The organism is Achromobacter sp. FW305-C-30-7, assembly GCF_058783105.1.
Genome location: NZ_JBYSYI010000005.1, coordinates 469435 through 495538, shown reverse-complemented (window position 1 = coordinate 495538; position 26104 = coordinate 469435). Strand labels below are relative to the sequence as shown.

The window sequence follows — 26104 nt, the reverse complement described above, 5'->3', positions numbered from 1 at the left end:
CCATAGCATGGCGCTTCGCTCACCTCCACGCTCGTCTGCCGACAAGGCAGCCGGTGTCCGCACTTCGCAATCAGGCCGCTCCCCCCAACAACCTCCGTACCGGCGAAAGGCCAATCTGCTCGCGTTGGCGGTGAGTTGTGTCCTGACAAGTCTGCCCGCAGCCGTGCTGCTTTCACCCGGCGTTGCGACGGCCAGCGAGGCGCCGGGCAGCGAGCAAAAGAAAAAATACCGTATCCCGTCCGGCAAGTTGAGCGATGTGCTGGCAGAGTTCGCCGCCCTCTCGGGTGTGTATCTGACGTACGACCCACAGCGTCTGGCCGGACTGCAGAACAGACCGCTGGATGGCGTCTACAGTATCCGCGAAGGCTTCGCACACCTGCTGGCCAACAGTGGATTCGAGGCGCTGGACAACGGTGCCGGCCGTTACGTGCTGCGCCAGGCTCCGCCAAGCGATAGTGGCGCGCCCAGGCAGTCAGCCGCAGGCGACGGCGATGCCACGCTGCTCAGCCCCGTGATCGTGACGGGACTGTACCGTGGCGATCTGACCCCTGTGTACGCCGGAGGCAAGGTGGCGACCGGCATCCGCGTGGGTATGCTCGGCTACAAGGATTTCATGGAGACGCCCTTCAGCACCATCGGCTATACCGAGGAGGCTGTACGTCAAGCTCAGGATCTTGCGCGGGTTGTCGGGTCGACCGATGCCGGGGTTTACGACCTGGGCATGCGCGGCACGGTCCGCGAGGCGTTCGTCATCCGCGGGTTCGATGTGGACTCTGGCGATATTGCCTTCGGCGGGCTTTATGGTTTGCTGCCCTACACCCGGGTACCGCTGGAACTGGTGGAGCGCGTCGAAGTGCTCAAGGGACCTTCCACCATGCTCAACGGCATGCCTCCGGGCGGGTCTGTCGGGGGGAGTATCAACCTCGTTCCGAAACGGGCGACCGAAAAGCCGCTGACCCGGGTGACCGGCATGTTCGTGTCCGACGGTCAATACGGTACGCACGTGGATGTGGGCCGACGATTCGGCGACGACCAGCAGGTGGGCATACGGTTCAACGGGCTGTATCAGGATGGCCGCACGTCGGTCGAAGGGCAATCGAAACGCACCACGCTGGGCGCCTTCGGCCTGGACTGGCGCAACGAACGAGTGCGGCTGGCGGCCGACTTGTACGCAAACAAGGATAACGGCAGCAGTGTCAATCGGGGTATCACCGTGGGCGCGGGACTGCAAAGACCGGACGTGCCGAATCCGCGTCGCTCGCTGGAGCCGGATTGGACTTTCTCCAATGTAGAGGATTCGGCTTTTGTACTGCGAGGCGAGGCCGATGTCACCGATGACATCATCGTCTATGGAAACTACGGGAAAGCCAAGACTGACTACAACGGCGTGCTCGGCGTGGTCTTTAGGGTGACCGACAACGATGGGCGCTATCGCACCAACTTTGGACAGCAACGACAGTCGCTGGATCGCACGGCAGGCGACGTCGGTGTCATGGCGCGTCTGCGCACGGGCGGCGTGAAGCACGAAGTAGCGGTCAGCGGCTCCTACTACGAGCAGGAAGTCCGATCCGCAATCGCGCTCGGTCTATTGCCGTCCGATTGGTACACCAACATTTATGACCCGCAATGGGGGCCTGCGCCTGCCAGACCGCTGGGCAAGTCGGACATCCCCAAGACCGCCTTGTCGCGCCTGTCCAGCGTAGGTATTGCCGACACCATGAGCTTTGCCGGTGATCGTGTGGTGCTGACGGCGGGCCTGCGGCGCCAGAATGTGATCGCCGAGTCTTTCAACATAACCACCGGTGCCCGCACATCGCGCTACGACGAGTCGGCCACATCGCCAGCGGCCGCGTTGCTGGTGAAAGCCACCAATCAGATATCCATCTACGGAAACTACACCGAAGGGCTCAGGGAAGGCGCCATCGCGCCGGTTGGCGCAAGCAATGCCGGAGAGATCTTCGCGCCCTACAAGACCAAACAGCACGAAGTGGGTGTGAAGCTGGACCTCGGCGACTTTGCGGCGACCTTGAGTGCCTATCAGATCAGACTGCCCAGCAGCTATGTCGACCCTGTGACGAACATGTTTTCCTTCGAGGGTGAGCAGCGCAATCGCGGCCTAGAACTGGGCTTCTTCGGTGAACCCACGAGTGGCCTGCGCCTGATGGGCGGTGTGGCCTATCTGGATGCGGAACTCACCAAGACGGCCGGTGGCGTGGATCAGGGACGGTTCGTGATGGCACGCCCCAAATGGCAAGCGAAGCTGGGTGTCGAATGGGATGTGCCGGGCGTTCCAGGCCTGACCGCGACCGGCAATGTGCAGGCCATCACCGGGCAGTTCTACAGCCGCGACAACTCACTCAGAACGGCAGGCCGAACCATCTTCGATGCCGGCATGCAGTATCGGACTTCGATCGATGGCCACGACGTGGTTCTGAACGCCAATGTCCTGAACCTTGCGAACAAGGCGTATTGGGCGGCGGGAGGCGCCGGCAAGTTGTGGCTGGGCGCGCCTCGCACATTCATGCTTTCGGCCAGCGTGGATTTCTGATTTCGAAAAACCCGGCCGTCATATCAATCAAGGAATATGAGGCTCTTTTGATATTCGAATGGCCTAAGCGTGACTAACAAGACCGGGGCCCGGCCGCGCTGGGCATCCGGGAACCAACGAGAAAAGGCGAAGATGGCGGCCCTCTGTGCCGAGCATTTGCTTGCCCGGAAGCCGTAATTGGAAGCTCAAAGAACTCGCATTAATCTGCGCGTTTTGGTCCCAAAACGGACCCAAAAAACGTAAGCCTTTGATTTGGTGGCGCGCCCGACAGGAATCGAACCTGTATCAAGAGCTTCGGAAACTCTCATTCTATCCATTGAACTACGGGCGCAGCGCAAGGAGGCGGTATTGTACCCAGTTTTCGCGGAACTGCATGAACAGGATCAAATCTTCCGTCAAACTCAGCGAAAACCCGGTCAGATGCATTGGACGCGTGTCTATGACACCGTTATATAATCCAGCGTTTGCTTGCAAGGCGGGCCGTCCATGCCGCCGACTTGTGCAGTACTGATTTTCTGTTGCCGCCGCCAGGCGCCCCCGGTACCCGTTAGCAGGATTTGGTCATGAGCAACGAGCAGGAACACATAGAAGAGCACTCCTCCCCCATCAAGACCCCGAAGCAACTGATCGTCACGATCGTCCTGTCTTTCGTGATCCCGATCGCCATCATCATCCTATTGGTGAACATGGTGGTCTCGGGCAACAAGACAGGAGCGGGTTCGGACACACTGTCCCAAGAAGCCGTCGCCAAGCGCATTGCCCCGGTCGCGGGTTTTGAACTGGTCGATGCGAATGCCCCCAAGGTCTTCAAGACCGGCGAACAAGTTTTCGCCGCCGTCTGTACGGCCTGTCATACCGCCGGCGTGGCTGGCGCACCCAAGGTGGGCGATAACGCCGCCTGGGCGCCCTTCATCACCGCAGGCTACGACGCCATGATGAACGTGGCCCTGCACGGCAAGGGCGGCATGCCCGCCAAGGGCGGCAACCCCACGCTGTCCGACTACGAAGTCGCGCGCGCCGTGGTGTACATGGCCAACAAGTCTGGCGCTTCCCTGCCCGAGCCCGCCGCTCCGGCCGCGGAAGGCGACAAGAAGGAAGCGGCTGCCGCTCCTGCCGCCGCCCCCGCAGCGCCTGCTGCTGCCCCGGCTGCTGCGGCTCCGGCCCCGGTCGCTGCGGCACCCGCGCCGGCCGCTCCCGCCGCCGCGCCGCAAGCCGCGGCTGCGGTCAATCCGGCCGGCGAAAAGCTGTACAAGAGCGTCTGCTTCGCCTGCCATGCCACCGGCGTAGCCAACGCCCCCAAGTTCGGCGACAAGGCCGCCTGGGATCCGTACATCAAGACCGGCATGGACGCCATGGTGAAGGTCGCCATGCAAGGCAAGCCGCCGATGCCCCCGAAGGGCGGCGCGGCCAACGCCTCGGAAGACGATATCCGCGCAGCGGTGCAGTACATGGTGGATGCGGCCAAGTAAGACTCGCCGCCCACTATGAAAAAAGCCCCTTAAGCCAATCAAGGGGCTTTTTCTTTGCGCGCTGGCGCGCCGGTTATTCGCGGATCAGGCCGATCGCCTTGGAAAACAACGCCCGCTGCTCCTGCAGATAGGCGCCGTACTCCTGCGGGCTCAGCACGCTGATTTCCGCGCCGATGCCGCCCAGGGTCTTGTTCACCTCATCGCCCTGCTCCGCTACGACCTTGCGGGCGGCCTGGTACAAGGCATCGACTACCTGGGGCGGCGTGCCCTTGGGCGCCATCAGCCCATAGATGGTGGGGCTGCCGACCTCATAGCCCAGTTCCCGCAGAGTCGGCACGTCCGGATAGGCCGCCAGCCGCTTGCTGCTGAAGACGGCCAGCGGCCGCAGGCCGCCGGACTGGATGTGCGCCTGCGCCGGCCCCACCGCGGACACGGCGATATCCGTGTGGCCACCGAGCAAGGCGGTGACCGCCGGCGTGCTGCCCTGGAAGGGGATGTGGCGCAATTTGACCTTGGCCTCGGAAGCGAACGTCTCGCCCAGCAGATGGCTGATGCCCATGGCGCCCGAGGTGCCGTAGGAGATGGCGTCGGGACGCGCCTTGGCATCGGTCACCACGTCGGCCAGGGTCTTGTACCTGGACTTCCCGGGCGCGACGATCATCATGCCGCCCAGGGATATGGCGGCGACCGGCGCGAAGGACTCCGTCGTGTACTTGATCTCCTTGTTGGCCAGCGGAACCACGACCAGCGCGCCCGGCGAACTGCCCACGATGGTATAGCCGTCGGGCGCCGCCGAGGCCGTGTATGCCGCGCCTATGCCTCCCCCCGCGCCGGGCTTGTAGTTCATCACGATGGGCTGGCCCAGGTATTGCCCCATCTTCTCGGTGATGGGCCGCAGCATCTGGTCGGTATCGCCCGGCGCGAACGGAATGATCAGTTGCACCGGCTTTGCCGGATAGCCGGCATGTGCCGGCGCGCTCAGGGCCAGGCCCAGCGCAAGAGAGGCGAACGCGCCACCAAATCGTTTGAAGCTATGCATGCATGTCTCCTGTGTTTTTATTTACCGGCTGTACGACCAGCCGTTCATTCATGGTCGATCTGTATGGCCTCCAGAAAGCGCGACACCATGTTGTACGCGGCCACCGTGGCCGTGATCTCAACGATCGCGCGGGCATCGAAAGCCTCGCGGACGGCGGCGAACGTAGCGTCCCGGACCCGGATCTCGCGCGTCATCTCATCGCAATACGCCATGGCCGCGCGCTCGCCCGCGTCCAGCGATGTGAAATCGCCGGTCTTCAAGCCCTGCACCTGGTCTTCGTTGCAACCCGCTTTCAAAGCGATCGGCAGATGCTGCTCGAACTCGTAGTCGGCCTGGTTCAGCACCGCGACGCGCAGGATGAGCATCTCCCGCAGTTTGGGCGCAAGCCCGCTGTGCTGGCGTATCGCCGTGAGATAGGCCAGCCAGCCCTGCGCCACCGGCGGGCTGTTGAGCAGCATCCGATAGAGATTCGGCAGGCTGGACCGCTCCCGTTCGATGCGTTCGACCAGCGGCCGGATCTCCGGCCTGGCGATATCCGCATATTCAATTCGCGCCATCGTGATTCTCCTCAGCTTGGTTTTCAGTCGCAGCGGGCGCTCATGCCCCCGTCCACGATCAGTTCGGTTCCGGTGATGAAACGCGCCTCGTCCGAGGCGAGAAAGAGCACGGCATTGGCCGTGTCCCGGCCATCGCCGGAAAGCGGCAACGGAATGCGGCGGCGCCGCCGCTCCAGCAAGGCGTCGATGTCGCCCGCGCTCTGCTGGCCGGCGAGGAAGGCATCGACCAGCGGCGTATGGAGCTGGCCCGGCAGGACGGTGTTGATGCGCACCCCCTTGCCGGCGTATTCCACGGCGGCCACACGGCCGAACTGCATTACGCCGGCCTTGGCCGCCGCATAGCCGACCTGCGGCGCGCCGGTCCAGCGTATGGCCGAGGTCGAAGACACGTTGACCACGGCGCCAGCGCCCTGCTCCTGCATGATGGGCAGGACGTGCTGGCAGGTGGTGAACACCGAGGTCAGGTTCAAGTCGAGCTGCCTGCGCCAATCCGCTTGCGTCAGCGCCGCCGCACCGCCGGGAATGGGACCTCCCACGTTATTGACCAGAATGTCGATCCGCCCGTGACGCCGCGCCACGGCTTGGACCAGCGCAGCGACCTGGGCCGCGTCGCCCACATCGCAGATCTGGGTTTCGATGCGGGACCGGTAGCGTCCAGCCAACTCCAGGGTCTCGGGCAGTGACTCCGGCCGTATGTCCACCGCGACCACCACGGCCCCCTCCTGGGCGAAGCGCACGGCGATCGCTCTTCCGTTGCCCCAACCCGGTCCCACGCAACCCGCGCCGAAGATCAAGGCCACCTTGCCCGCCAGGCGTCCGGCGCCCGCTTGCTCATGCACGTTCATCGCGACTATCCCCGCTCAACGCGTTGCCATGGTGATGCCGCCATCCACCACGATCTGCTGCCCCGTGATGTAGCGGCTCTCATCGCTGGCCAGGAAAGCCACGGCATGGGCCACGTCCCAGGCGTCGCCCATGCGACCCGCGGGCACCTGGGCATGGCGGTGCGCCACAAAACCCTCGTAATCACCCTTGGCGTATTTCTGCGCCAGGCGTTCCACCAGGGGCGTGAACATCAGTCCTGGCACCACCGAATTCAGCCGCACGCCGTCTTGCGCATAGATGACCGCGGTGGTGGCCGTCATCTGCATCAGGGCGGCCTTGGCGGCGGCATAGCCGACCTGGGGTTTGCCCGCATAACGCAGCCCGGCGATGGACGAAATGTTGATAATCGATCCTCCACCAGCGCTCTTCATGAGGGGGATGACGTGCTTGCAGCACAGGAAGGCAGAGGTCAGATTCACCTGGATCTGATCGTGCCAAAGATCCTCCGGCATGGAGACCGGGTCGCCCGGTTCCGAGCGGCCCACGTTGTTGACCAGCACATCGATACGGCCATGCGTCTCCATGCACGCCCGCACCAGTTCCGCCACCTGGCTGCCGTCCGTGACGTCGCACTGCCGGACCGTGATCTTCCCGCCCTCCGCGGCCACGGCCTGCGCGGACTGTCGCGCCGCGTCGATGTTCAGATCGCAACCGAAAATCGCGGCGCCCTGCCTGGCAAGCACCGCCGCAGCAGCCTTTCCATTTCCCCAACCTGCGCCCAGCGTGCCGCAACCGGTCACCAGGGCTACCTTTCCATCAAGACGAAACATCCCAGCTCCAGAGAGAGATCGTGATGCAAAGGCTAAGGCAGCCAGGTCTTCTGGTTAAGTTCCGATTTGAACGGCATTGATAGACAAAAAGAATGAATCTGACGACGAGACAACTGCGCATCTTCGTGATGCTGGCCGAAACGCTGAGTTTTCAGAGAACGGCCGAGATGCTGCACGTAACTCAGCCAACGCTGAGCAAGCTGCTGAAGGAAACGGAAGAGACGCTGGGCGTCAAACTCTTCGAGCGCACCACCCGCATGGTGCGCCTGTCGCGCGAAGGCCAGGACATCCTGGAGATTGCGCACAGGATCACCGCTCTGCATGAAAAAGGCATGCTGGAACTGGACCAACGGCTGCGCGATCGCCACAACCGCGTCGCCGTCGCGGCCCTGCCCACGCTTGCGGCGTCGCTCATTCCCCTGTTGATCCAAAGCCTTGCGCGCAAACACCCGCGGGTACGGGTGGAGGTCTACGATCCCATCGCCAGCGAGGCCTTGCAACTGTTGCGCGAGCGGCGAGTGGACATCGCCGTGACCACGATGAACGAGGAAGGCGCCTCCGACCTCGTCTATCAGGAGTTGTTCACCGAGCCCTTCGTGTTGTTCCACAGCGCCCAGATCAAGCCGGACGTCAGGCACTGGATGCCCATGGAATTGGCCCGGCTGCCCTTGATCAGCATGCCGCCCGGGACCAGCGTGCGGGTCCTGACCGAACGCGCCTTCCAGGCCGCGGCACAACCCTTCAATCCGGTCTATTCCCTTCGGGACCTGAACACCATCGCACGCTTCGTGCAGCACAACTGCGGCATTGCGCTGTTGCCGGAGTCGTCGCTGGACAACGCAACGCAGCGCGGCGTGCGCAAGACCCGCCTGCGGCAGGCGCTTTCGCGCTCCGTCGGCATGTATATCCGGCGGGAGAGCCAGCCCTCGGGGCTGCTGCGCCAAACGCTGGATGAATTGCGCCGCCTGGGCCGGGACCGCCAGTCGCGACCCGATTGAGCGGGCTGGGGTCCGTGCTCAGGCGCGGGCCACCCAGGCGCCGTCCACTTCGGCCAACTGGCTGCTGATCTGGCTGGCGGCCTCGATCACCGCCGCGCGAAAAGGCTCGAGGCGGCAATGCTCGGCGCGCACGATCAGGCTCAATCCGGCCACCACGCGCTGCTCCAGGAAGATGGGCGCGGCTATGCCTATGGTCCCAGGCGTGATCTCGGAATCACTGACCGCTACGCCCGCCTCGCGGATGGCGTCGAGTTCCAGGCACAGGTCCTTCAGGCTCTTCCAGTGCGAGATGGCGCGCGCTTCCTCTTCATGGGCCAGGTACATGCGCTCCAGGGCGCGGCGGCTCTGGTGCGCCAGGATGACTTTGGAGGTCGCGCCGCGAAACATCGGCATGGTGGCGCCACGTTCGTAGCGTCCGACGCGCGCGGCCGGATCGCCGATTTCCTGGTGGATGCACATGACCTTGTCCTGGTAGCTGCGCGTCAGCACCGAGGCCGACGAGGGCGTGGTCGCCTCCACCAGGCGGCGCATGTGCGGCTCGGCCACCTTCAGCAAGGGATCGCCATGGCGCATCAGCAGGTCGAAATGGGCAAAGGTCGGCCCCAGCACGTAGCGCGCGCCCATCACCGGGGTCAGGAAATCGGCGCGGACCAGTTCCTGCACGTCGCGATAGGCTGAGCTGACGGACACATCCATTTCGACGGCGATGTCCTCGACCGACCATGCGGCACGCCTGTCATAGAGCTGCAGGATGTGCAGTATCCGGTTGCGCGTCCTGATTTCACCCGCCACGTCGACCTCTCCCTATCGTTACGCCTGTGCGGCGCGTGATTTCGCATCCATTGCGAAATTCAATTTCTCCGCGATTCTAGCAGCGTCATTCTCACCTCCCGGCCGACGCGTCGCGACGCGAAACCGTGGGGACTTGCCAAAGCCTCAACTCGATGCAAAAATCCATTTAATCGCAATGATTGCGAATTTATTATTTTTTGCAAAGGTGCATCATGGCAGACGGCGAGATATCCGAAACGCGCATTCCGGTCACTTTGCTGACGGGCTTCCTGGGCAGCGGCAAGACCACCCTGCTGAATCACTGGCTGCGCGACCCGGCGCTGGCCGGTGCGGCGGTCATCGTCAATGAGTTTGGCGAGATCGGCATCGATCACGCGCTGATCGCCAGCAGCAACGACAACACCATCGAACTGACCACCGGATGCCTGTGCTGCACCGTGCAAGGCGACCTGGTCGAGACCCTGCGCGACCTGCGCGCCAAGCGCAGCGCCGGAACCATCGCCGCCTTCGATCGCATCCTGATAGAAACCACGGGCATGGCCGACGTGGTGCCGGTCATCCAGGCGCTGATGACGTTCCCCGTCGCGCGCTCGTTCCGCCTGAATCGTGTGCTGACCGTGGTGGACGCCATCAACGGGCCGGGCACGCTGGCCGCGCACCCGGAAGCCATCAAGCAGGTGGCCGTCGCCGATGCCTTGATCGTCACCAAGACCGAACTGCCCGGCGCGCAAGTCGCGGCGCTGGTGGACACGCTGGCGCGCGTCAACCCAGGGGCAACGCTCGTGGTGTGCAACCCTGCGGCCCGGCCGGATGCCACGGTGCTGGACGGGCCCGATGTCTACGATGTGAACGTGCGTCCGGAGCAGGCGCGGCAATGGCTCAATGCCGCGCCTTACGCGGACGGACACGGGCATGGTGGGCATGGGCATGAACACACCCATAAGCACCACACGCACGCGCATGGCCACGACCATGCCCGCATCGACAGCTTCTGCCTGGATTTCGCCGCCCCCTTGCAATGGCCGCAAGTCAGCGCGTGGCTGGATGCGTTGGTCATGGCGCATCCGGACGAGCTGCTGCGCGTCAAGGGCATCCTGCACATCGCCGGCCACGAGCGGCCCATCGTGCTGCAGGCCGTGCAGCGCTTGTTCCATCCCCCCACCGAATTGCCGGACTGGCCCGACACGGACCGGCAATCCCGCATGGTTTTCATTACCAAAGGCCTGAGCAAAGACTACGTCATGCAGGTCTGGGACACGGTGCGGCAGCGCGCTGTCCCGCCTGCCGCACGCGCGGCCTGATCGTTTTGGCATTCCCCATCACAAGGAAAACAGCATGGACACTTTGATCAAGAACGGCCTGGTGGTCACTCCGCAGGGCCGCGTGCGCGCCTCCATCGGCATCCGCAACGGCAAGATCGCCGGCCTGTACGAGGCCGGCAGCGAGCCCGACGCGCGGGACGTCATCGATGCGAGCGGCCTGGCCGTCCTGCCGGGCGCCATCGATATGCACTCGCACCACCGTCAGGGCTCGCAAAAGGGTTTCGAGTACAAGGACACGATCTTCACCGCCACCCAGCAATGCGCCGCGGGCGGCGTCACCACCAGCGTGGGCATGCCCAACGTCAATCCGCCGCCCAACTCGCTGGACCTGCTGGAAAAGCAGTTCGCCATCTACCGCAGCGACGCCGTGGTCGACTGGAACTTCAATCCGGCGCCGACGATAGAGTCGGAAATGGAAGCCATGACCGCCACCGGCATTGCGGCGTTCAAGATCTTCATGGTGGTGGACACGGGGCGCGATTACCCGCACATGCCCGGCATCGGCGTGCATGACCACGGCAAGCTGTTGCGCATCATGCAGCGCTGCGCCGAACTGGACGTGCCATTGATGGTGCACCCGCACGACCAGGCCTTGATGGACGTGATCGAACAGACCTACTGGGACCGCGGCGAACGCGACGCGCTGGCCTATGCGCGCGCCTATGCCGCCCATGATGGCGTGATCTGGGAAACCGCCATCGCCACCCTGCTGCGGCTGCAGAAGGCGGCCGGCTGCCACCTGCACATTCTGCACACGCAGACCGCCGGCAGCGTGCAGCTCATCCGTGAAGCCAAGGCAGCGGGGCAGAAGGTGACCTGCGAGATCAATCCCTGGGCGCTGTTCCTGGGTTGCGAATGGTCGGCGATCCAGCGCCTGGGCTCGTATGCGCTGTCGTATTGGGTGCCGGAGAAGAACGTGCCGGGCCTGTGGGAAGGACTCAACGACGGCACCATCGATATCATTGCCACCGACCATGCCCCGCATACGCGCGAAGAGAAAGAAGTGGGCTGGACTGATGGCTGGAAAGCCCATACCGGCACGCCGTCGACCCAGTTCTACCTGAGCATGTTCCTGACCGCGGCGCAGGAAGGCAAGATCAGCCTGGAACGGGTGGCCGAGGCCTGCTCGGCCAAACCCGCCGAATTGTTCCGGCTGCGCGAAAAGGGTGAAATACGCGCGGGCCTGGACGCCGACCTGGTCCTGGTCGACCTGGAGACCGAATACGAAGTGCGCGACGAAGACGTCCTCAGCCTGGTGGGCTGGAGCCCCTATGCCGGCCGCCGTCTCATGGGCAAGCCGGTACGCACCCTGGTGCGCGGCGCCACGGTGTATGAGGACGGAAAAGTCGTCGGCGCCAAGGGCAGCGGCCAGATGGCTGCCGCGACCCGTTGAGTTCACGGCCGCGCATCACTACGACACAAGGGGAAAACATCATGAATCGTCGTCAGTTCTCGCGGCTGCTGGCCACCTCGCCGCTGCTGCTGTCCGCGCTGGCCCAAGCCCAGGAAGGGTCCGCCATCACACTGATCGTGCCTTACCCGCCGGGCGGCAACACCGACTATGTGGCGCGCATCACCTCCGATTCGCTGCGCCGCACGCTGGGGTCGTCAGTGGTGGTGAAAAACCAGGCGGGCGCGGGCGGAACCATCGCCACCGATGCGCTGATCCGTTCCCGCAACGACGGCAATACGCTGATGGTGGGATCGATCGGCCAGGTTTCGCTGGTCCGGTTCCTGTTCAACGTGCGTTATGACCCGTTGAACGATCTGGTGCCGGTGGCCAACATCGCCAGCAACCCGCTGGTGCTCACGGTGCCGTCCAGCTCGCGCTTCCAGAACCTGGCGCAGTTGATCGAGTATGGCCGGGCCAAACCCGGCGCGTTGACCGTCGCGCACGGCGGCGAAGGGTCGATGTCGCACATGTCGGTGCTGGTGTTCCTGAAGCGCGCCGGTATCGAGGCGACGCTGATCGGCTACCGGGGCGGCGCGCCGGCCTTGCTCGACACCATGGGCGGCACCACCGACCTGTATTCGGCCAACATCTCCGAAATCCTGCCTTACAAGGATAGCGGCCGCATCCGCTTCCTGGGCGTGTCCAGCCGCCAGCCCGTGCCTCAGCTGCCGGGCGTGCCAGCCATCGCCGACACCATCCCGGGGCACGAGATCGAAACCTGGAACGGCCTGTTCGCGCCGCCCGGCACGCCCGCCGAAGTAGTGGACAGGCTGGCCGACGCCGTGCAGGTCATGCTGCGCGACCCGGACGTGCTGAGCAAGTTCGACGCGTCCGGCAGCCAGCCGCGCGCAGGCGAAGTGAAGGACAAGTTCGCCCGCCGCATCCGCGACGACATCGCGCTCTGGACGCCGCTGGTATCGCTGATCGGCGTCAAGCCGGCCAACTGAGGCGACCTGCCCTGCAGAAAAAAAGGCCCGCAAGACGCGAAGTCTTGCGGGCCCTTTTACGCATGCCAGGGCGGCGCCTGCCATGCATGTCCATCACATCACTGCTCGCCAGCCGCCTTGGTCAGCGACATGCCGAGCTGCACGCGGCGCTGCAGCCACAGGCTGGGGCGATAGCGCGGATCGCCGGTCACGCGCTGCATGCTCTTCAGGATTTCCAGGATGCGGTCGGCGCCCAGCTTGTCGCCCAGGGCCAGCGGACCCACCGGATAGCCCAGGCCCAGCGTCACCGCCAGGTCGATGTCCTTGGGCGTGGCGATCTGCTGTTGCGCGATGTCGCTGGCGATGTTGACGATGGTGGCCACGATGCGCTGGGCGATGAAGCCCGGCGAATCCTCGATCACCGTGACCGGCACGCCATCGGCGGCCAGCAGCGCGTGCGCGGCGTCGCGCCACTTGGCTTCGGTGGCGGGAGACACCATGATGGTGCGGCGCTTTGCGCTGTCGAAAGCGTACAGCGTGTCCAGGCCGACCGTGCGGGCCGCGTTCAGGCCTTGCGCGGAAACCGTGGTGGAAACGTCTTCGCCAAAGGGCGTGACGAGGATGAGCGCGTCGGCGTCGGGCGTGGAACCGGTCACCAGCGTGGCGCCCAGCTTTTCGACCAGCGCGGCGGCGCGGGCGTAGCCTTCGGCGTGCCTGGGGCTGACCCAGACCTTGAGGTTCTCCGGCAGCGCGGGCACGGGCGGCTCGGCCGGCACCTGCTTCTGGCCGTCGGCATAGACGTAGAAGCCTTCACCAGCCTTGCGGCCGATCAGGCCGCCGGCCAGGCGCACGGTGGTGATGGGCGACGGACGGAAGCGCGGCTCGTCGAAGAACTGGCGATAGATCGATTCCATGACCGGGTGGGACACGTCCAGCGCCGTCAGGTCCAGCAGTTCGAACGGCCCCATGCGGAAGCCGGCCTGCTCGCGCATAACGGCATCGACCTGGGCGAAGCTCGCCACGGCTTCCTGCGCCACGCGCAGGCCTTCGGTATTCATGCCGCGGCCGGCATGGTTGACGATGAAGCCCGGCATATCCTTGGCGCGCACCGGCGTGTGGCCCATGCGGTGGGCCAGCTCGGCCAGCGCGTCGCCGACTTCGGGCGCGCTGCGCAGGCCGTCGATGACTTCGACCACCTTCATCAGCGCGACCGGGTTGAAGAAGTGGTAGCCCGCCACGCGCTGCGGATGCTTGCAGGCGGCGGCGATGGCGGTGATGGACAGCGACGAGGTATTCGACGCCAGGATGCAATCTTCGGCCACCACGCCTTCCAGCGCGGCGAACAGGTCGCGCTTGACGTCCAGGCGTTCGACGATGGCTTCCACCACCAGCTGGCAATTCGACATGTCGGTCAGCGCGGTGGCGGATTCGACGCGTTCCAAGGCGGCCTGCGCGTCGGCGGCGCTCAGCTTGCCCTTCTGGGCCAGCTTGTCCCAGGTCTGGCGCAGCGACTCGCGCGCGGCCGCCACGGCGTCGGCGCTGGTGTCGTACAGGCGCACGCGCAGCCCGGCTTGCGCCGCGATCTGCGCGATGCCGCGCCCCATGGCCCCGGCGCCGACGACGCCGATGGTTTGAATCTCCTTCATCACCACTCTCCTGCTTTATTGGATGGGGTTCAGGCCCGGCTTTGCGCCAGCGCCAGGATTTCTTCGGCCGACAGGCCCAGTTTTTCGGCCAGCACCTGCTCGGTATGCTCGCCCAGCATGGGCGGCGGACGGCGGTACTCGACCGGGCTGTCGGAAAACTTCAGCGGGCTGGCGGCAATCGGCACCGTGCCTGCGGTGGGATGCGGCAATTCGCGCTTCATGCCGCGCGCCAGGACCTGCGGGTCTTCGTAGACCTGGTCCAGCGTATTGATGGGGCCGGCCGGCACGCCCACGGCTTCCAACGCGGCCAGCCAGTGGTCGCGCCCGCCGGTGGCCATGCGTTCGGTCAGCAGCGGCACCAGTTCGGCGCGGTTCTTCACGCGTTGCGGATTGGTGGCGAAGCGCGGATCGGCCGACAGCTCGGGCAGGCCGATCGCGCCGCAATAATTGCGGAACTGGCTGTCGTTGCCGACCGCCACGATCAGGTGGCCGTCGCTGGCCGCGAACACCTGGTAAGGCACCAGGTTCTGGTGCGCATTGCCGGCACGCTTGGGCGCCACGCCCGAGGTCATGTAGTTGAGGTTCTGGTTGGCCAGCATGCTGACCTGGCAGTCCAGCAGCGCCATGTCGATGTGCTGGCCCAGGCCGCTGCGCGAACGCTCATGCAGCGCGGCCAGGATGCCGACGGTGGAGTACATGCCGGTCATCAGGTCGGTCACCGCCACCCCCGCCTTCTGCGGACCGCCGCCGGGCAGGTCGTCGCGTTCGCCGGTGATGCTCATCAGGCCGCCCATGCCCTGGATCATGAAGTCGTAGCCGGGGCGGCTGGCGTAGGGGCCGGTCTGGCCGAAGCCGGTAATGGAGCAGTAGATCAGGCGCGGGTTGAGTTCCTTCAGGCTGTCGTAGTCCAGGCCGTACTTGGAGAGGCCGCCGACCTTGAAGTTTTCCACCAGGATGTCGCTTTGCAGCGCCAGTTCACGCACCAGCTCGGCGCCGCGCGGCGAGGCGATGTCCAGCGCCACCGACAGCTTGTTGCGGTTGGCGGACAGGTAATAGGCCGCCTCGGTGGTGTCGTTGCCCGCCTCGTCCTTCAGGTACGGAGGCCCCCAGGCCCGCGTGTCGTCGCCCGCGCCGGGGCGTTCGATCTTGATCACCTCGGCGCCGAGGTCGGCAAGGTTCTGGGTGCACCAGGGACCCGCCAGGACGCGGGTGAGATCCAGCACGCGTATGCCGGTAAGGGGAGCGGGACGTTGCGACATTAGTAATCTTTTCGCTGGAAGAGAAATGAAAACGTCCGGCTTGCGGCGGTGCGCAAGCCAGACTGGAATTCCGTCATGCCGGCGGCGCGCGGCCGCTGGCGCGTCATATTCCGGCGCGGCCCAGGGCCGCTGCCGGATCACCGTCAGTCATGCAGGATATTAGCCTCTTGGGCCGTGTCCGCGCTCAGGAATGCGCCTTGATGGTTTCGCGGGCGATCACCAGCTGCTGGATCTGCGAGGTGCCTTCGAAGATGCGGAACAGGCGCACGTCGCGGTAGAAACGCTCGACCGCGTACTCGGACATGTAGCCCGCGCCGCCGTGGATCTGCACCGCGCGGTCGGCCACGCGGCCCACCATTTCGGTGGCGTACAGCTTGCAGCAGGCGGCCTGCATGGTGGTGTTCTCGCCGCGGTCACGCATACGGGCGGCGTCCAGCACCATGCAGCGCGCGGCGTAAAGTTCGGCCTGGCTGTCGGCAATCATGGCCTGGATCAGCTGGAATTCAGCGATGGGCTGGCCGAATTGCTTACGCTCAATGGCGTACTTCACGGCGTCGCTCAGCAGGCGGTCGGCGATGCCCACGCACAGCGCCGAGATATGCAGGCGGCCCTTGTCCAGCACCCGCATCGAGGTGCGGAAGCCATTGCCCTCTTCCCCGCCCAGCAGCGCGCTGGCCGGGACGCGGCAGTTGTCGAACACCACGTCGCTGGTCAGGGCGCCAGCCTGGCCCATCTTCTTGTCGGGCTTGCCGATGGTCAGGCCCGGCGTGCCGGCCTCGACCAGGAAGCACGAAATGGAATTGGCGCGGCGTTCCGGCGCGGTGCGCGCCATGACCGAGAACAGGCCGGCGATGGGCGCGTTGGTGATGTAGCGCTTGGTGCCGTTGAGCACATAGCTGTCGCCGTCGCGCACGGCGGACAGGCGCAGCGCCATCGCGTCGGAGCCGGCATCAGGCTCGGTCAGCGCGAACGAGCCTATCAGTTCGCCGCTGGCCAGCTTGGGCAGGTAGTTGGCGCGCTGCTCATCGGTGCCGGCCAGCACGATGGCTTGCGAACCGATGCCGATGTTGGTGCCGGCCAGCGAACGGAATGCGGGCGAGGTCTGCCCCAGTTCGAAGACCACGCGCACTTCCTCTTCCATGGTCAGGCCCAGGCCGCCGTGGTCGGGCGAGATGGACAGGCCGAACAGGCCCAGTTCGCGCATCTCGTTGACGATGTCCGGCGGCACCTGGCCGCTTTCGGCCAGTTCGTCTTCGGCGGGGATCAGGCGTTCGTGCACGAAGCGGCGCACGGCGTCCAGCAGCAGGTTCAGGGTTTCGGTATCGAGGGCCATGATGGGAGTCTCAAAAAAAAGCGGGGCAAGCCGGGGACAGCCGCGCCTCAGGCGCGCATGCCTCCGACCAGTAGATCGAAATAGCCGGCGGCGATGGCTTCGGCGCTGTCGCCCTGGCCGGGCTTGTACCAGCGCACCATCCAATTCAGCATGGACAGCACGGCGCGGCCGGCCGCGGCCACGTCCAGCGCGCGGAACTCGCCGGCGGCGACGCCCTGCGCGATCAGCTCGCGCAGGCGCTTCTCGTAGCCGTCGCGCAGCCGGGCGGCGTCTTCGCGTTCGGTCAAGGCCATGCCGGAATAGCCGATCAGCATGGTGACGAATTCGGCGTGGTGCTGCTCGAAGTAGCGCGCGTGGCTCACCATGAAGGCGCGCAGCCGGGCGGTAGCGCTCTCGGCCCGCGCCACGTCCTGGGCGACGGACTGGGTCAGTCCGCTCAGCACGGCCAGGATGATGGCGTCGTAGATGTCCTGCTTGGTGGTGTAGTAGTGGTAGATGGCCGCCTTGGAAACGCCGAGTGCTCCAGCCAGGTCCGACACCGAGCTGCCGTCGTAGCCGCTGCGGGCGAAGAGCTTGGCGGCTTCTTCCAGGATCCGTTCGCGCGGCGCCGCCACGGTGGGCGGGCGGCCGGCGCGGGCGCGTTTCTGGGTGGGAGGGGCGGAGGTCGCCATGGCTGCCTTTGGAAGGGCCGCGCCGGCGCTGCCGGAGGCTCTTGCGAACCTCCATTGACAGCGCTTCGGCGCATGCCGTTTAATAAGGATTAATTAATTACCGGACGGTCGGTAGGTAATTATAGGCACACCCGACTACGATGCTCAAGCCCTCTTTTGACCTTTTTTCCGCGACGACGCCATGCCCCACTCTCTCGTGACTGATTTGTACGGCCAGATGTCCCTGCCGGTCATCTGCGCCCCCATGTTCATCGTGTCCAATCCCAAGCTGGTGGTGGCGCAATGCACCAGCGGCATCGTGGGTTCGTTCCCGGCGCTGAACGCGCGCCCGCAGAGCCTGCTGAGCGACTGGCTGGACGAGGTCCAGGCTGGCCTGGCCTCGCACCGCGAAGCCAATCCCGGCGCGACCGTGGCGCCGTTCGCGGTCAACCAGATCATCCATCAGTCCAACGACCGCCTGGAGCAAGACCTGGCCGTGTGCGCCAGCCACCGCGTGCCGCTCATCATTACCAGCCTGCGCGCGCCCGGCGACCTGGTCAAAGGCGTGCATGACTGGGGCGGCAAGGTATTCCATGACGTGACCACGATCCGCCACGCCGAAAAGGCGCTGGAAGCCGGCGTGGACGGTCTTATCCTGGTGTGCGCCGGCGCCGGCGGCCACGCGGGCACGCTCAGCCCCTTCGCGCTGGTGTCCGAAGTGCGCCGCTTCTATGACGGCCCGCTGATCCTGTCGGGCGCAATCACCTCGGGCGCACACGTCCTGGCCGCGCAGGCCATGGGCGCGGACTTCGCCTACATGGGCACGCGCTTCATCGCCAGCGAGGAAGCCAACGCCAGCGAGGGCTACAAATCCGCCATCGTCGACGCCAGCGCCTCGGACATCCTGTACACCCCGTTCTTCACCGGCATCCCCGGCAACTACCTGAAGGCCAGCATCGCCGCCGCCGGGCTGGACCCGGCCAACCTGCCGCAGCCCGACAGCGGCGCGTCCAATTTCGGCTCCGGCCGGGTCAAGCCCTGGAAGGACATCTGGGGCGCGGGCCAGGGCGTGGGCGGCATCGCCAGCGTGCTGCCCACGCGCCAGATCGTGGACACGCTGCGCAGCGAGTACGCGGACGCCAAGAGCCGCCTGGCCAAGGGGTTCGGCGCATGAGCGGCGGGCTGCAAGTCAACCGCGACGGTGCGGTGCTGACGCTGACCATCAATCGTCCGGACCGCCGCAACGCGCTGGATACCGCCACCTATGCGGCGCTGACCGAACAGATTGCACTGGCCTCGGCCGACACGGCGCTGGCGGCAGTGATCCTGACCGGCGCGGGCGAGCACTTCACGGCCGGCAACGACTTGCGCGACTTCCAGGCGGAGCGCGGCGCGGGCGACAGCGCCGGCCTGACGTTCCTGCGCGCGCTGACCATGGCGGACGTGCCGGTCATCGCCGCGGTCGAGGGCTACGCAGTCGGCATCGGCGTGACGCTGCTGCAGCACTGCGACTTCGTCCATATCGGCGAAGGCGCCACCTTGCGCATGCCGTTCGTGGCGCTGGGCCTGTGTCCAGAGGGCGCGTCCAGCCTGCTGATGCCGCGCTTGGCCGGCACCCGCCGCGCCGCTGAATGGCTGCTGCAGGGCAAGGCGTTCACGGCGCAGGACGCCTGCGACGCCGGGCTGGCGACTTCGGTCGCGCCCAAGGGCCAGGCGCTGGCCGCCGCGCAAGCCACCGCCGCCGATCTGGCGCGCCAGCCGCCGGCGGCCCTGCGCCTGACCAAGGCCATGCTGCGCCGGCCGGACCGCCAGGCGATCCAGGACACGCTGGACTATGAAGCCCAGCAGTTCCGTATCCGCCTGCAATCCGAAGAGGCGCAGGCGGCCTTCGCGAAGTTCTTCAAGAAGTAGGGAAGCTGGATGGCGCGCCTTGCCCCGGCGCGCGCCATCCGCAACCTCAGAACGGCGAATCCGGCCGGAAGTTCGGCGCGCGGCGTTCGCGCAGGGACTGGATCCCTTCGCGCACGTCCGGGCCGCCAAAGCCCATGAATTCCAGCGCCAGCGAGGTATCGAAGCTGGGACCCGCCATGCGCAGCCAATTGTTCAGCGAATACTTGGTCCAGCGGATGGCGGTCTGCGAACCCGCGGCCAGCTTGTTGGCGACTTCGAAGGCGCGGCCGATCAGTTCGGCCTCGTCCACGCACAACGACACCAGGCCGATGCGCTCAGCTTCTTCGCCGGTCACGGTTTCGCACAGCATCAGGTAGTACTTGGCGCGCGCCATGCCGCAAAGCAGCGGCCAGACGATGGCGGCATGGTCGCCGGCCGTCACGCCCAGGCGGGTATGGCCGTCGATGATGCGCGCGTCGCGCGCCGCGATGGAGATGTCGGCCAGCAAGCCCGCCACCAGGCCCGCGCCCACGGCCGCGCCGTGCATGGCGGACACGATGGGCTTGTTGCAATTGATGATGTTGTAGACCAGGTCGCGGGCTTCGCGCCAGACGCGGGTGCGCACGTCGAAGTCATCCGCCATCTGCTGCACCAGGTCCAGGTCGCCGCCACCGGAAAAGCCCTTGCCTTCGCCGCGGATCACCACCACCCGGGTGTCGGGGTCGGTGTCGATGTCGCGCCAGATGTCGGCCAGCTCGCGGTGCATGCGGTCATCGGCGGTGGACAGCTTGCCCGGCTTGCCGCCCTTGGCGCCCATGATCACCTCCAGCACCCCGCCGGGGTGCCGGCGCAGCTTCAGGGACTCATAGGCGGAATAGTGTTCCAGCGTGATGTCGCTCATGTTTGTCTCCACGTCGTCTTGTCTGGGGGCCGGGCCGGATGCCGGCCGGTTTGGGCGCACTATAGTAGATACGCGCCATCGCGCCATGCCGATTTCCCCAGGAGCCTCAGCCCATGAACACTAGCGCCCCGTCCACCGGCGGCACCATCGACCGCGCCGCCCTGCCTGCCCTGTTCGCGCCGCGCGGCCAGGACACCCACAAGGGCAGTTTCGGCACGGTGGGCGTGGTGGGCGGCGGCCCCGGCATGACGGGCGCAGCCCTGCTGGCCGCGCGCGCCGCTCTGAAGACCGGCGCGGGCAAAGTGCTGGTCGGCTTCTCCCAGGAGGCCGCGCCGCTCGCCTGCGATCCGCTGCAGCCCGAACTGATGCTGCGCGATGCCCGCTCGCTGCTGGAAGAGGACTGGGGCGTCACCGCCTGGGTGGCGGGATGCGGCATAGGAACGGGCGCCCTGGCCGCCAACGCGCTGTCCGAATTGTTCGTGCTGCGGCGCGGCGCGCCGCTGGTGCTGGACGCGGATGGACTGAATCTGCTGGCGCGCGGCGACATCCAGCCCAATTGGGGCGACGGTCCCGTGGTGCTGACGCCGCACCCGGCCGAGGCCGGCCGCCTGCTGGGCATCAGCGCGGCCGAGGTGCAGGCCGACCGCCCCGGCGCCGCCTGGACACTGGCACAGCGCTACCGGGCCTGGATCGTGTTGAAGGGCGCCGGCACCGTCGTCTGCTCGCCGGACGGCGGGCTGAAGGTCAACACCAGCGGCAATCCGGGGCTTGCCACCGCTGGAACCGGGGACGTATTGGCGGGCATGCTGGGCGCCCTGATCGCCCAGAAGTTGCCTCTGGAACAAGCCGTAGCCGGAGCCGTGTGGCTGCACGGCGCGGCGGCCGACGCCCTGGTGGCCCAGGGGGTCGGCCCCATCGGACTGACCGCCGGAGAGCTGGCTGACGCCGCCCGCGCCCTGCGCAATCGCGGCTAAGTCCCTGGGAAATAAACATTTTTACAACATATAGGGGTTTACCCTAAAAATAGCGTTGCATAGAGCATAGGGTTATCCCTATAATGGTTTACACCAAGACGAAACGGACTGGAGCAAACCATGAGCGAACTGACCCTGAACCACACTGCCCGCCTGACCGATGCGCTGGAGCGCGATCTGCTCCGCGGCGCCCTCGAGAACCAACCGAATTCCCACCCGCTGACCGGCCTGAAGAAAGCCGGCCAGGCCGTAGTGGCAGCTGTTGCCGCCGTGTTCTCCTTCATCGACGAAGTGAACGAATCGATGAACAAGGCCCGCGCCGCCAGCTCGCGCTTCTCCGGTTCGCAGTGGTAAGCCCTGCCGCGCCGGCCTGAATCGCGATCGATCTCCCGCGATTCAGCCTGGCGCGACCCCGCCGCAACGCCCGCCGGTTTCCCGGCGCCCCTTGCGGCGGTTCTTCGGCGCCCAGCCCCTCACCCGGGCGCCATCGCGCCGCGCAGGCCTCCAGACGAGGCAGCGCGGCGCGCTCTTTCCCCCTCCCTCTCCGCGTTTTCCCTAGCGCCGCGCTTGCCATTGCGCATTGACAGTGCGCGAAGCCCCTACCGATAATCGGCCCCTTGCCGTCGTGCCCGGCGCCAAAACCCCCTGAGCCCCTTCCAGGCGACGCCGCCCGCGCGGCTGGCGCAGGCCGGTTTACACGCAGGCGCGATCCGGTTCGTTTCCCATCCGGAGTTGTCACCATGAAGTTGCGCACTACCCTGGCCCTTGCGGCCGCCGCCATCCCCTTGGCCGCCGCCCAAGCCCAGACGCTGAAGATCGGCCTGTCGGCCGAACCCACCTCGGCGGATCCCCACTATCACAAGATGACGCAGAACGACGCGTTCTCCGCGCACGTCTACAGTTCGCTGGTGGGCCGTAGCGCCGACATGAAGCTGGTGCCCGCCCTGGCCACCTCCTGGAAGACGCTGGACGACCAGACCTGGGAATTCAAGCTGCGCGACGACGTCAAGTTCTCCAACGGCAAGCCGTTCACGTCCGAAGACGTGCTGTTCACCATCTGCCGCACGCTGAACAACGAAACCAACGTGTCGCAGTCCTACATGGACATGACCAAGCGCATCACCGACGTGCAGACGCCGGACGCGCACACCGTCATCATCAAGACCGGCGAGCCCTTCCCCCTGATGCCCGCCGAACTGGCGCGTTCGCTGCCCATCGTCTGGAACGGCATCGTCGAGCACGGCAAGCTCACGTTCGACCCCAAGAAGGGTTGCGGCGTGACCGGCGCCTGGCCCACGGTGGCCGACTTCAACAACGGCAAGGATGCCATCGGCACCGGCCCGTACACCCTGAAGTCCTACGTCAAGGGCACCGGCATCGAGCTGGTCCGCAATGAGAACTACTGGGGTCCCAAGCCCTACTGGAAGGAAGTGAAGTTCGTGCCGGTGCCGTCCGCCGGCCCGCGCCTGACCGGCCTGCTGTCCGGCGACTTCGACATGATCGAAAACCCGGCCGCCCGCGACCTGCCGCGCCTGAAGGACAACCCCAAGTTCGGTTTCGTCGCCACCCCGTCGACCCGCCTGGTGTTCTTCCAGCCGGACGTGGGCCGCAACCCCAGCCCCTTCGTCAAGAGCGCCGACGGCAAGAACCCGCTGCAGGACCTGCGCGTGCGCAAGGCGATTTCGATGGCCATCGACCGCAAGACCATCACCGCCCGCATCATGGACGGCATGGCCACCCCGGCCTTCCAGTACATGCCCGACGGCATGTTCGGCGCCCTGCCCAAGGCCCCGGAAATCAAGTACGACCCGGAAGGCGCCAAGAAGCTGTTGGCCGAGGCCGGCTACCCGAACGGCTTTGAACTGACGCTGTCGTCCACCAACGACCGCTACGTCAACGACGGCCAGGTGGCGCAAGCCGTGGCCCAGTACCTGGCCCGCGTCGGCATCAAGACCAATGTGGACGCGATGACGGCCTCCATCTACTTCCCCAAGCGCGCCAAGCGCGAGTTCAGCTTCTCGATGGGCGGCTGGCCGGCGGAAACGGGTGAAGCCTCGGCGCTGTTCCAGCTGTGGGTGGCTTCCCTGGATTCCCCCAACAGCCTGGGCACCAGCAACTACGGCGGCTTCAGCAACGCCGACTTCGACAAGGTCTACAAGCAGGCCATCGTGACCGTCGACGCGCCCAAGCGCGAGAAGCTGCTGCAGGAATCCACCCAGATCGCGCTCGACAACGTGCCGCTGATCCCGCTGCACTTCGAAAGCAGCATCTGGGCCTTCCGCAAGGGCATCACCTACGAAGGCCGCCGCGACCAGTACACGCTGGCCACCTCGGTCACGCCCGAAAAGCAATAATCAGGTTCGCCTGAATGAACAAACGGCTGCCTTAGGGCAGCCGTTTTTTTTGCCCGACCGATCCAAGGCAAGAGCCTCTTGGGAGGCAGCAAGCACGCATGGCGTCCGCGGCCTGAGGGTCTTTTCGTTCTTGCCAGGCTATGCCGCCGGCCTGCCCTGCAGCGCATCGTCCAGTTCCCGCGCCAGCAGTTCAACGAAGGCTTCCGCCGCGGGCGGCAGCACCCGCCCGGGCATGACCTGGATCTGCAGGGTGCGCGATTGCAGCTCGGCATTGGAAATCGGCACGGCGACCAGTTCGTCGCGCCGCAGGCTCCAGGCCACCGAGATGTAGCCGCTGAGCATGATGGCGTCCGACCCGAAGACAAAGCCATGCAGCGGCGAGGAATCATTGCAGGTCAGCGCCGGCTCCAGCTGCACCGATTCCAGCGCGCAGCCCATTTCGAAGAGCTGCCGCGTGGTGGTGCCCGGCCCGGTCAAGGCCAGCGGATACTGGCTGAGATCCTGCAGGCTGACGCTGGCGCGGCCCGCCAGCGGATGGTCGGCCGCCATCACCGCATGCACCGGCGCGCGGCGCGAATAGCGCGGGCTGACCCCGCCGATGCGCTCGGCGATGAAGACCATGCCCAGTTCCACGCTGCCTTCGGCCACGCGGCGGCTGACTTCGGCCGGCGACCCCACATAGAGGTCGAAGCGGATGTTGGGCCAATCGCGCCGGAAGCGCGCCATCACCGAGGGCAGGAAGATCCGCGCCACGCCTTCGACGGACGCCACCCGGATCTCGTTGCGCGCGGTGCCCTTGATGGCCGCGATCTCCTGCAGCACGGAATCGGCTTCCAGCATGGTGCGGCGGGCATGCGCCAGCAGCAGCTGGCCCGCTTCGCTCAGCACCATGCCGCGCGCGGCGCGCTCGAACAGCGGCGCCCCCGCCTCCTCCTCCAGCTTGGCGATCTGCCGGCTGATGGCCGACACCGCCACATGCAGGCGCTCGGACGCGCCGCTCAAGCTGCCCGCCTGGGCAACTTCCAGAAAGTACTTCAGCGCGATGCCATGCATGTCAGCCCTGGGCGGTTCTCAAGGAATGGGAATGAGGAACAAGCTTTGCCTTTTCTGCAAAGCTCGAGATAAATATTCTAATTGTAGAGAAAGCAGCCAAGCTCCTAGAATTCGCCCAATACTCGAAGGCGGCGTGCGTCTGATGCGCCCCATATATAAGGGAAAACCCGTGCTAGCAGCCCATTTCAGCGCCCTCCGCGCCGCGGCGCCCGCTCATTCCGGCCGCTAGCCGCCCCCCCCAGCGCCATCGCCTATACAATCCCGTCGCTTCATCGGAGTTCCCATGCCTACGTCCGCCCCCGCGTCCATTCCGCGCCCATTTCTACTTGCCTGTCCGAACTTGTCGGCGGAGCGGGCCGGCAATACGGACACCCCGGGGGTCTGGCATTTCGATTCGGGCGTGCCGGGCAAGCATGTCATGCTGAGCGCGCTGATCCACGGCAATGAACTTTGCGGCGCCTGGGCTTTGAAGGACGCGCTGGCGGCGGGCCTGCGGCCGCGCCGGGGCGCGCTGACGCTGGCCTTCTGCAATCTGGCCGCGTTCGACCGCTTCGACCCAGCCAATTACGCGCCCGCGCGCTTCGTCGACGAAGACATGAACCGCGTCTGGAGCGACGATAAGCTCGCCGTGCCCATCAGCCAGGAGCGACGCCGCGCCGCCGAGCTGCGGCCCTGGGTCGAGCAGGCCGACTGGCTGCTGGACTTCCATTCGATGAGCAATTCCGACGTGCCGCTGCAGCTGACCGGCATGGAGCAGCGCAATATCGACCTGGCGCTGGCACTGGGCAATCCCGCCACCATCATCGCCGATGCCGGCCACGCCGCGGGCGTGCGCATGCGCGATTACGGCCGCTTTGGCGAAGCCGGCGACAACGGCACCCGTTCCCTGCTGATCGAATGCGGCTTCCATGGCGCCCCCGAGGCGCGCGGCGTGGCCGTCGACCAGATGGCCCGCTTCCTGCTGGAAGCGGGCGCCGTGGACCGCGGCGATCTGCCGGCGGACTGGTTCGCCCCTGCGGCGCCAGCACAGCGCGCACTGCGCGTGACGCATGCGGTCGCCGCCAAGAGCGCCGATTTCCGCTTCGCCCAACCCTGGAAGGGCCTGGAAACGCTGGCCGCGGCCGGCACCCTGATCGGCTGGTCGGAAGGCGAGCCCGTCGTCACGCCCTATGACGATTGCGTGCTGATCATGCCGTCCACGGCCAATCTGCGGCCCGGCGTGACCGTCGTCCGGCTGGCGCAGCCCATCGCCTGAAGACTCGCGGCGGCCCGCCAAGGACGCCAC

General features: G+C 65.9%; 23 protein-coding genes and 1 tRNA gene. 12 read left to right on the top strand and 12 right to left on the bottom strand.

What is annotated here, in order from left to right; translation table 11 throughout:
• The first annotated feature begins 7 nt into the window (after positions 1-7).
• Positions 8-2548, top strand: a complete 2541-nt coding sequence (locus AC3WOB_RS19215) for a TonB-dependent receptor (protein WP_013391172.1) — start codon at positions 8-10, stop codon at positions 2546-2548.
• A 256-nt stretch (positions 2549-2804) separates the two neighbouring features.
• Here AC3WOB_RS19215 and AC3WOB_RS19210 read toward each other — a convergent pair.
• Positions 2805-2879: transfer RNA gene (locus AC3WOB_RS19210), tRNA-Arg, on the bottom strand.
• A 232-nt stretch (positions 2880-3111) separates the two neighbouring features.
• On the opposite strand from AC3WOB_RS19210, the gene AC3WOB_RS19205 reads away from it, so the two are divergent.
• Positions 3112-4017 carry a c-type cytochrome gene (locus AC3WOB_RS19205; RefSeq protein ID WP_492275885.1) on the top strand — a complete coding sequence of 302 codons (906 nt, stop codon included), beginning with the start codon at positions 3112-3114 and terminating at the stop codon, positions 4015-4017.
• 73 nt (positions 4018-4090) lie between these two features.
• Here the strand turns inward: AC3WOB_RS19205 and AC3WOB_RS19200 are convergent, their stop codons facing one another.
• The 4 genes from AC3WOB_RS19200 to AC3WOB_RS19185 are packed head-to-tail and all read right to left on the bottom strand — an operon-like array spanning position 4091 to position 7268.
• On the bottom strand, positions 4091-5056 hold the full coding sequence (locus AC3WOB_RS19200; RefSeq protein ID WP_492275884.1) for a Bug family tripartite tricarboxylate transporter substrate binding protein: 966 nt from the start codon (positions 5054-5056) through the stop codon (positions 4091-4093).
• Between the two features lie 44 nt (positions 5057-5100).
• Complete coding sequence (locus AC3WOB_RS19195) at positions 5101-5613, bottom strand: carboxymuconolactone decarboxylase family protein (RefSeq protein ID WP_492275883.1); 513 nt, start codon at positions 5611-5613, stop codon at positions 5101-5103.
• A 23-nt stretch (positions 5614-5636) separates the two neighbouring features.
• The gene (locus AC3WOB_RS19190; protein WP_013391168.1) at positions 5637-6458 is read right to left on the bottom strand and encodes an SDR family NAD(P)-dependent oxidoreductase; all 822 of its coding nucleotides are present in this window, start codon (positions 6456-6458) and stop codon (positions 5637-5639) included.
• A gap of 15 nt (positions 6459-6473) precedes the next feature.
• Positions 6474-7268, bottom strand: a complete 795-nt coding sequence (locus AC3WOB_RS19185; RefSeq protein ID WP_013391167.1) for an SDR family NAD(P)-dependent oxidoreductase — start codon at positions 7266-7268, stop codon at positions 6474-6476.
• Positions 7269-7360: 92 nt separating this feature from the next.
• Between AC3WOB_RS19185 and AC3WOB_RS19180 the strand changes: the two genes are divergently transcribed.
• Positions 7361-8266, top strand: a complete 906-nt coding sequence (locus tag AC3WOB_RS19180; RefSeq protein WP_492275882.1) for a LysR family transcriptional regulator — start codon at positions 7361-7363, stop codon at positions 8264-8266.
• 18 nt (positions 8267-8284) lie between these two features.
• Here the strand turns inward: AC3WOB_RS19180 and AC3WOB_RS19175 are convergent, their stop codons facing one another.
• Positions 8285-9058, bottom strand: coding sequence for an IclR family transcriptional regulator (locus AC3WOB_RS19175; RefSeq protein WP_492275881.1), 774 nt, complete (start codon positions 9056-9058; stop codon positions 8285-8287).
• A gap of 212 nt (positions 9059-9270) precedes the next feature.
• Between AC3WOB_RS19175 and AC3WOB_RS19170 the strand changes: the two genes are divergently transcribed.
• Genes AC3WOB_RS19170 through AC3WOB_RS19160 form a run of 3 tightly spaced genes read left to right on the top strand, consistent with a single transcriptional unit; the run spans position 9271 to position 12780 of the window.
• Positions 9271-10359, top strand: coding sequence for a CobW family GTP-binding protein (locus AC3WOB_RS19170; RefSeq protein ID WP_492275880.1), 1089 nt, complete (start codon positions 9271-9273; stop codon positions 10357-10359).
• Entirely contained in the window at positions 10331-11773 is a 1443-nt protein-coding gene (locus AC3WOB_RS19165) for a dihydroorotase (RefSeq protein ID WP_492275958.1), read from the top strand. The genes AC3WOB_RS19170 and AC3WOB_RS19165 overlap by 29 nt, the downstream gene beginning before the upstream one ends.
• 41 nt (positions 11774-11814) lie before the next feature.
• Positions 11815-12780, top strand: coding sequence for a Bug family tripartite tricarboxylate transporter substrate binding protein (locus AC3WOB_RS19160; RefSeq protein WP_013391162.1), 966 nt, complete (start codon positions 11815-11817; stop codon positions 12778-12780).
• A 98-nt stretch (positions 12781-12878) separates the two neighbouring features.
• Here the strand turns inward: AC3WOB_RS19160 and AC3WOB_RS19155 are convergent, their stop codons facing one another.
• From AC3WOB_RS19155 to AC3WOB_RS19140, 4 genes are all read right to left on the bottom strand, one after another.
• Positions 12879-14405 (bottom strand): 3-hydroxyacyl-CoA dehydrogenase, encoded by a 1527-nt coding sequence (locus AC3WOB_RS19155; protein WP_492275879.1) that lies wholly within the window; start codon positions 14403-14405, stop codon positions 12879-12881.
• 29 nt (positions 14406-14434) lie between these two features.
• A complete protein-coding gene (locus AC3WOB_RS19150; protein ID WP_492275878.1) occupies positions 14435-15664 on the bottom strand; it encodes a CaiB/BaiF CoA transferase family protein in 1230 nt (409 codons plus the stop codon).
• A 184-nt stretch (positions 15665-15848) separates the two neighbouring features.
• Positions 15849-16997: an acyl-CoA dehydrogenase family protein gene (locus AC3WOB_RS19145; protein WP_013391159.1), complete on the bottom strand. Its 1149-nt coding sequence runs from the start codon at positions 16995-16997 to the stop codon at positions 15849-15851.
• A 47-nt stretch (positions 16998-17044) separates the two neighbouring features.
• The gene (locus AC3WOB_RS19140; protein ID WP_492275877.1) at positions 17045-17668 is read right to left on the bottom strand and encodes a TetR/AcrR family transcriptional regulator; all 624 of its coding nucleotides are present in this window, start codon (positions 17666-17668) and stop codon (positions 17045-17047) included.
• Positions 17669-17849: 181 nt separating this feature from the next.
• On the opposite strand from AC3WOB_RS19140, the gene AC3WOB_RS19135 reads away from it, so the two are divergent.
• Together AC3WOB_RS19135 and AC3WOB_RS19130 are read left to right on the top strand one after the other, a co-directional pair.
• A complete protein-coding gene (locus AC3WOB_RS19135; protein WP_041652108.1) occupies positions 17850-18821 on the top strand; it encodes an NAD(P)H-dependent flavin oxidoreductase in 972 nt (323 codons plus the stop codon).
• Positions 18818-19558 (top strand): enoyl-CoA hydratase-related protein, encoded by a 741-nt coding sequence (locus AC3WOB_RS19130; RefSeq protein WP_492275876.1) that lies wholly within the window; start codon positions 18818-18820, stop codon positions 19556-19558. The genes AC3WOB_RS19135 and AC3WOB_RS19130 overlap by 4 nt, the downstream gene beginning before the upstream one ends.
• A 46-nt stretch (positions 19559-19604) precedes the next feature.
• Here AC3WOB_RS19130 and AC3WOB_RS19125 read toward each other — a convergent pair whose 3' ends face one another.
• Positions 19605-20438 carry an enoyl-CoA hydratase/isomerase family protein gene (locus AC3WOB_RS19125; protein WP_013391155.1) on the bottom strand — a complete coding sequence of 278 codons (834 nt, stop codon included), beginning with the start codon at positions 20436-20438 and terminating at the stop codon, positions 19605-19607.
• Between the two features lie 113 nt (positions 20439-20551).
• Between AC3WOB_RS19125 and AC3WOB_RS19120 the strand changes: the two genes are divergently transcribed.
• The 3 genes from AC3WOB_RS19120 (at position 20552) to AC3WOB_RS19110 (ending at position 23766) form a co-directional block, all read left to right on the top strand.
• Positions 20552-21412, top strand: a complete 861-nt coding sequence (locus tag AC3WOB_RS19120; protein WP_492275875.1) for an NAD(P)H-hydrate dehydratase — start codon at positions 20552-20554, stop codon at positions 21410-21412.
• A gap of 120 nt (positions 21413-21532) precedes the next feature.
• Positions 21533-21766: a hypothetical protein gene (locus AC3WOB_RS19115; RefSeq protein WP_013391153.1), complete on the top strand. Its 234-nt coding sequence runs from the start codon at positions 21533-21535 to the stop codon at positions 21764-21766.
• Positions 21767-22152: 386 nt separating this feature from the next.
• On the top strand, positions 22153-23766 hold the full coding sequence (locus AC3WOB_RS19110; RefSeq protein WP_013391152.1) for an ABC transporter substrate-binding protein: 1614 nt from the start codon (positions 22153-22155) through the stop codon (positions 23764-23766).
• A 138-nt stretch (positions 23767-23904) separates the two neighbouring features.
• Here the strand turns inward: AC3WOB_RS19110 and AC3WOB_RS19105 are convergent, their stop codons facing one another.
• Entirely contained in the window at positions 23905-24819 is a 915-nt protein-coding gene (locus AC3WOB_RS19105; RefSeq protein ID WP_013391151.1) for a LysR family transcriptional regulator, read from the bottom strand.
• Between the two features lie 283 nt (positions 24820-25102).
• Here AC3WOB_RS19105 and AC3WOB_RS19100 point away from each other — a divergent pair, with 283 nt between their 5' ends.
• Positions 25103-26074 (top strand): M14 family metallopeptidase, encoded by a 972-nt coding sequence (locus tag AC3WOB_RS19100; protein WP_492275874.1) that lies wholly within the window; start codon positions 25103-25105, stop codon positions 26072-26074.
• Positions 26075-26104: the final 30 nt, after the last annotated feature.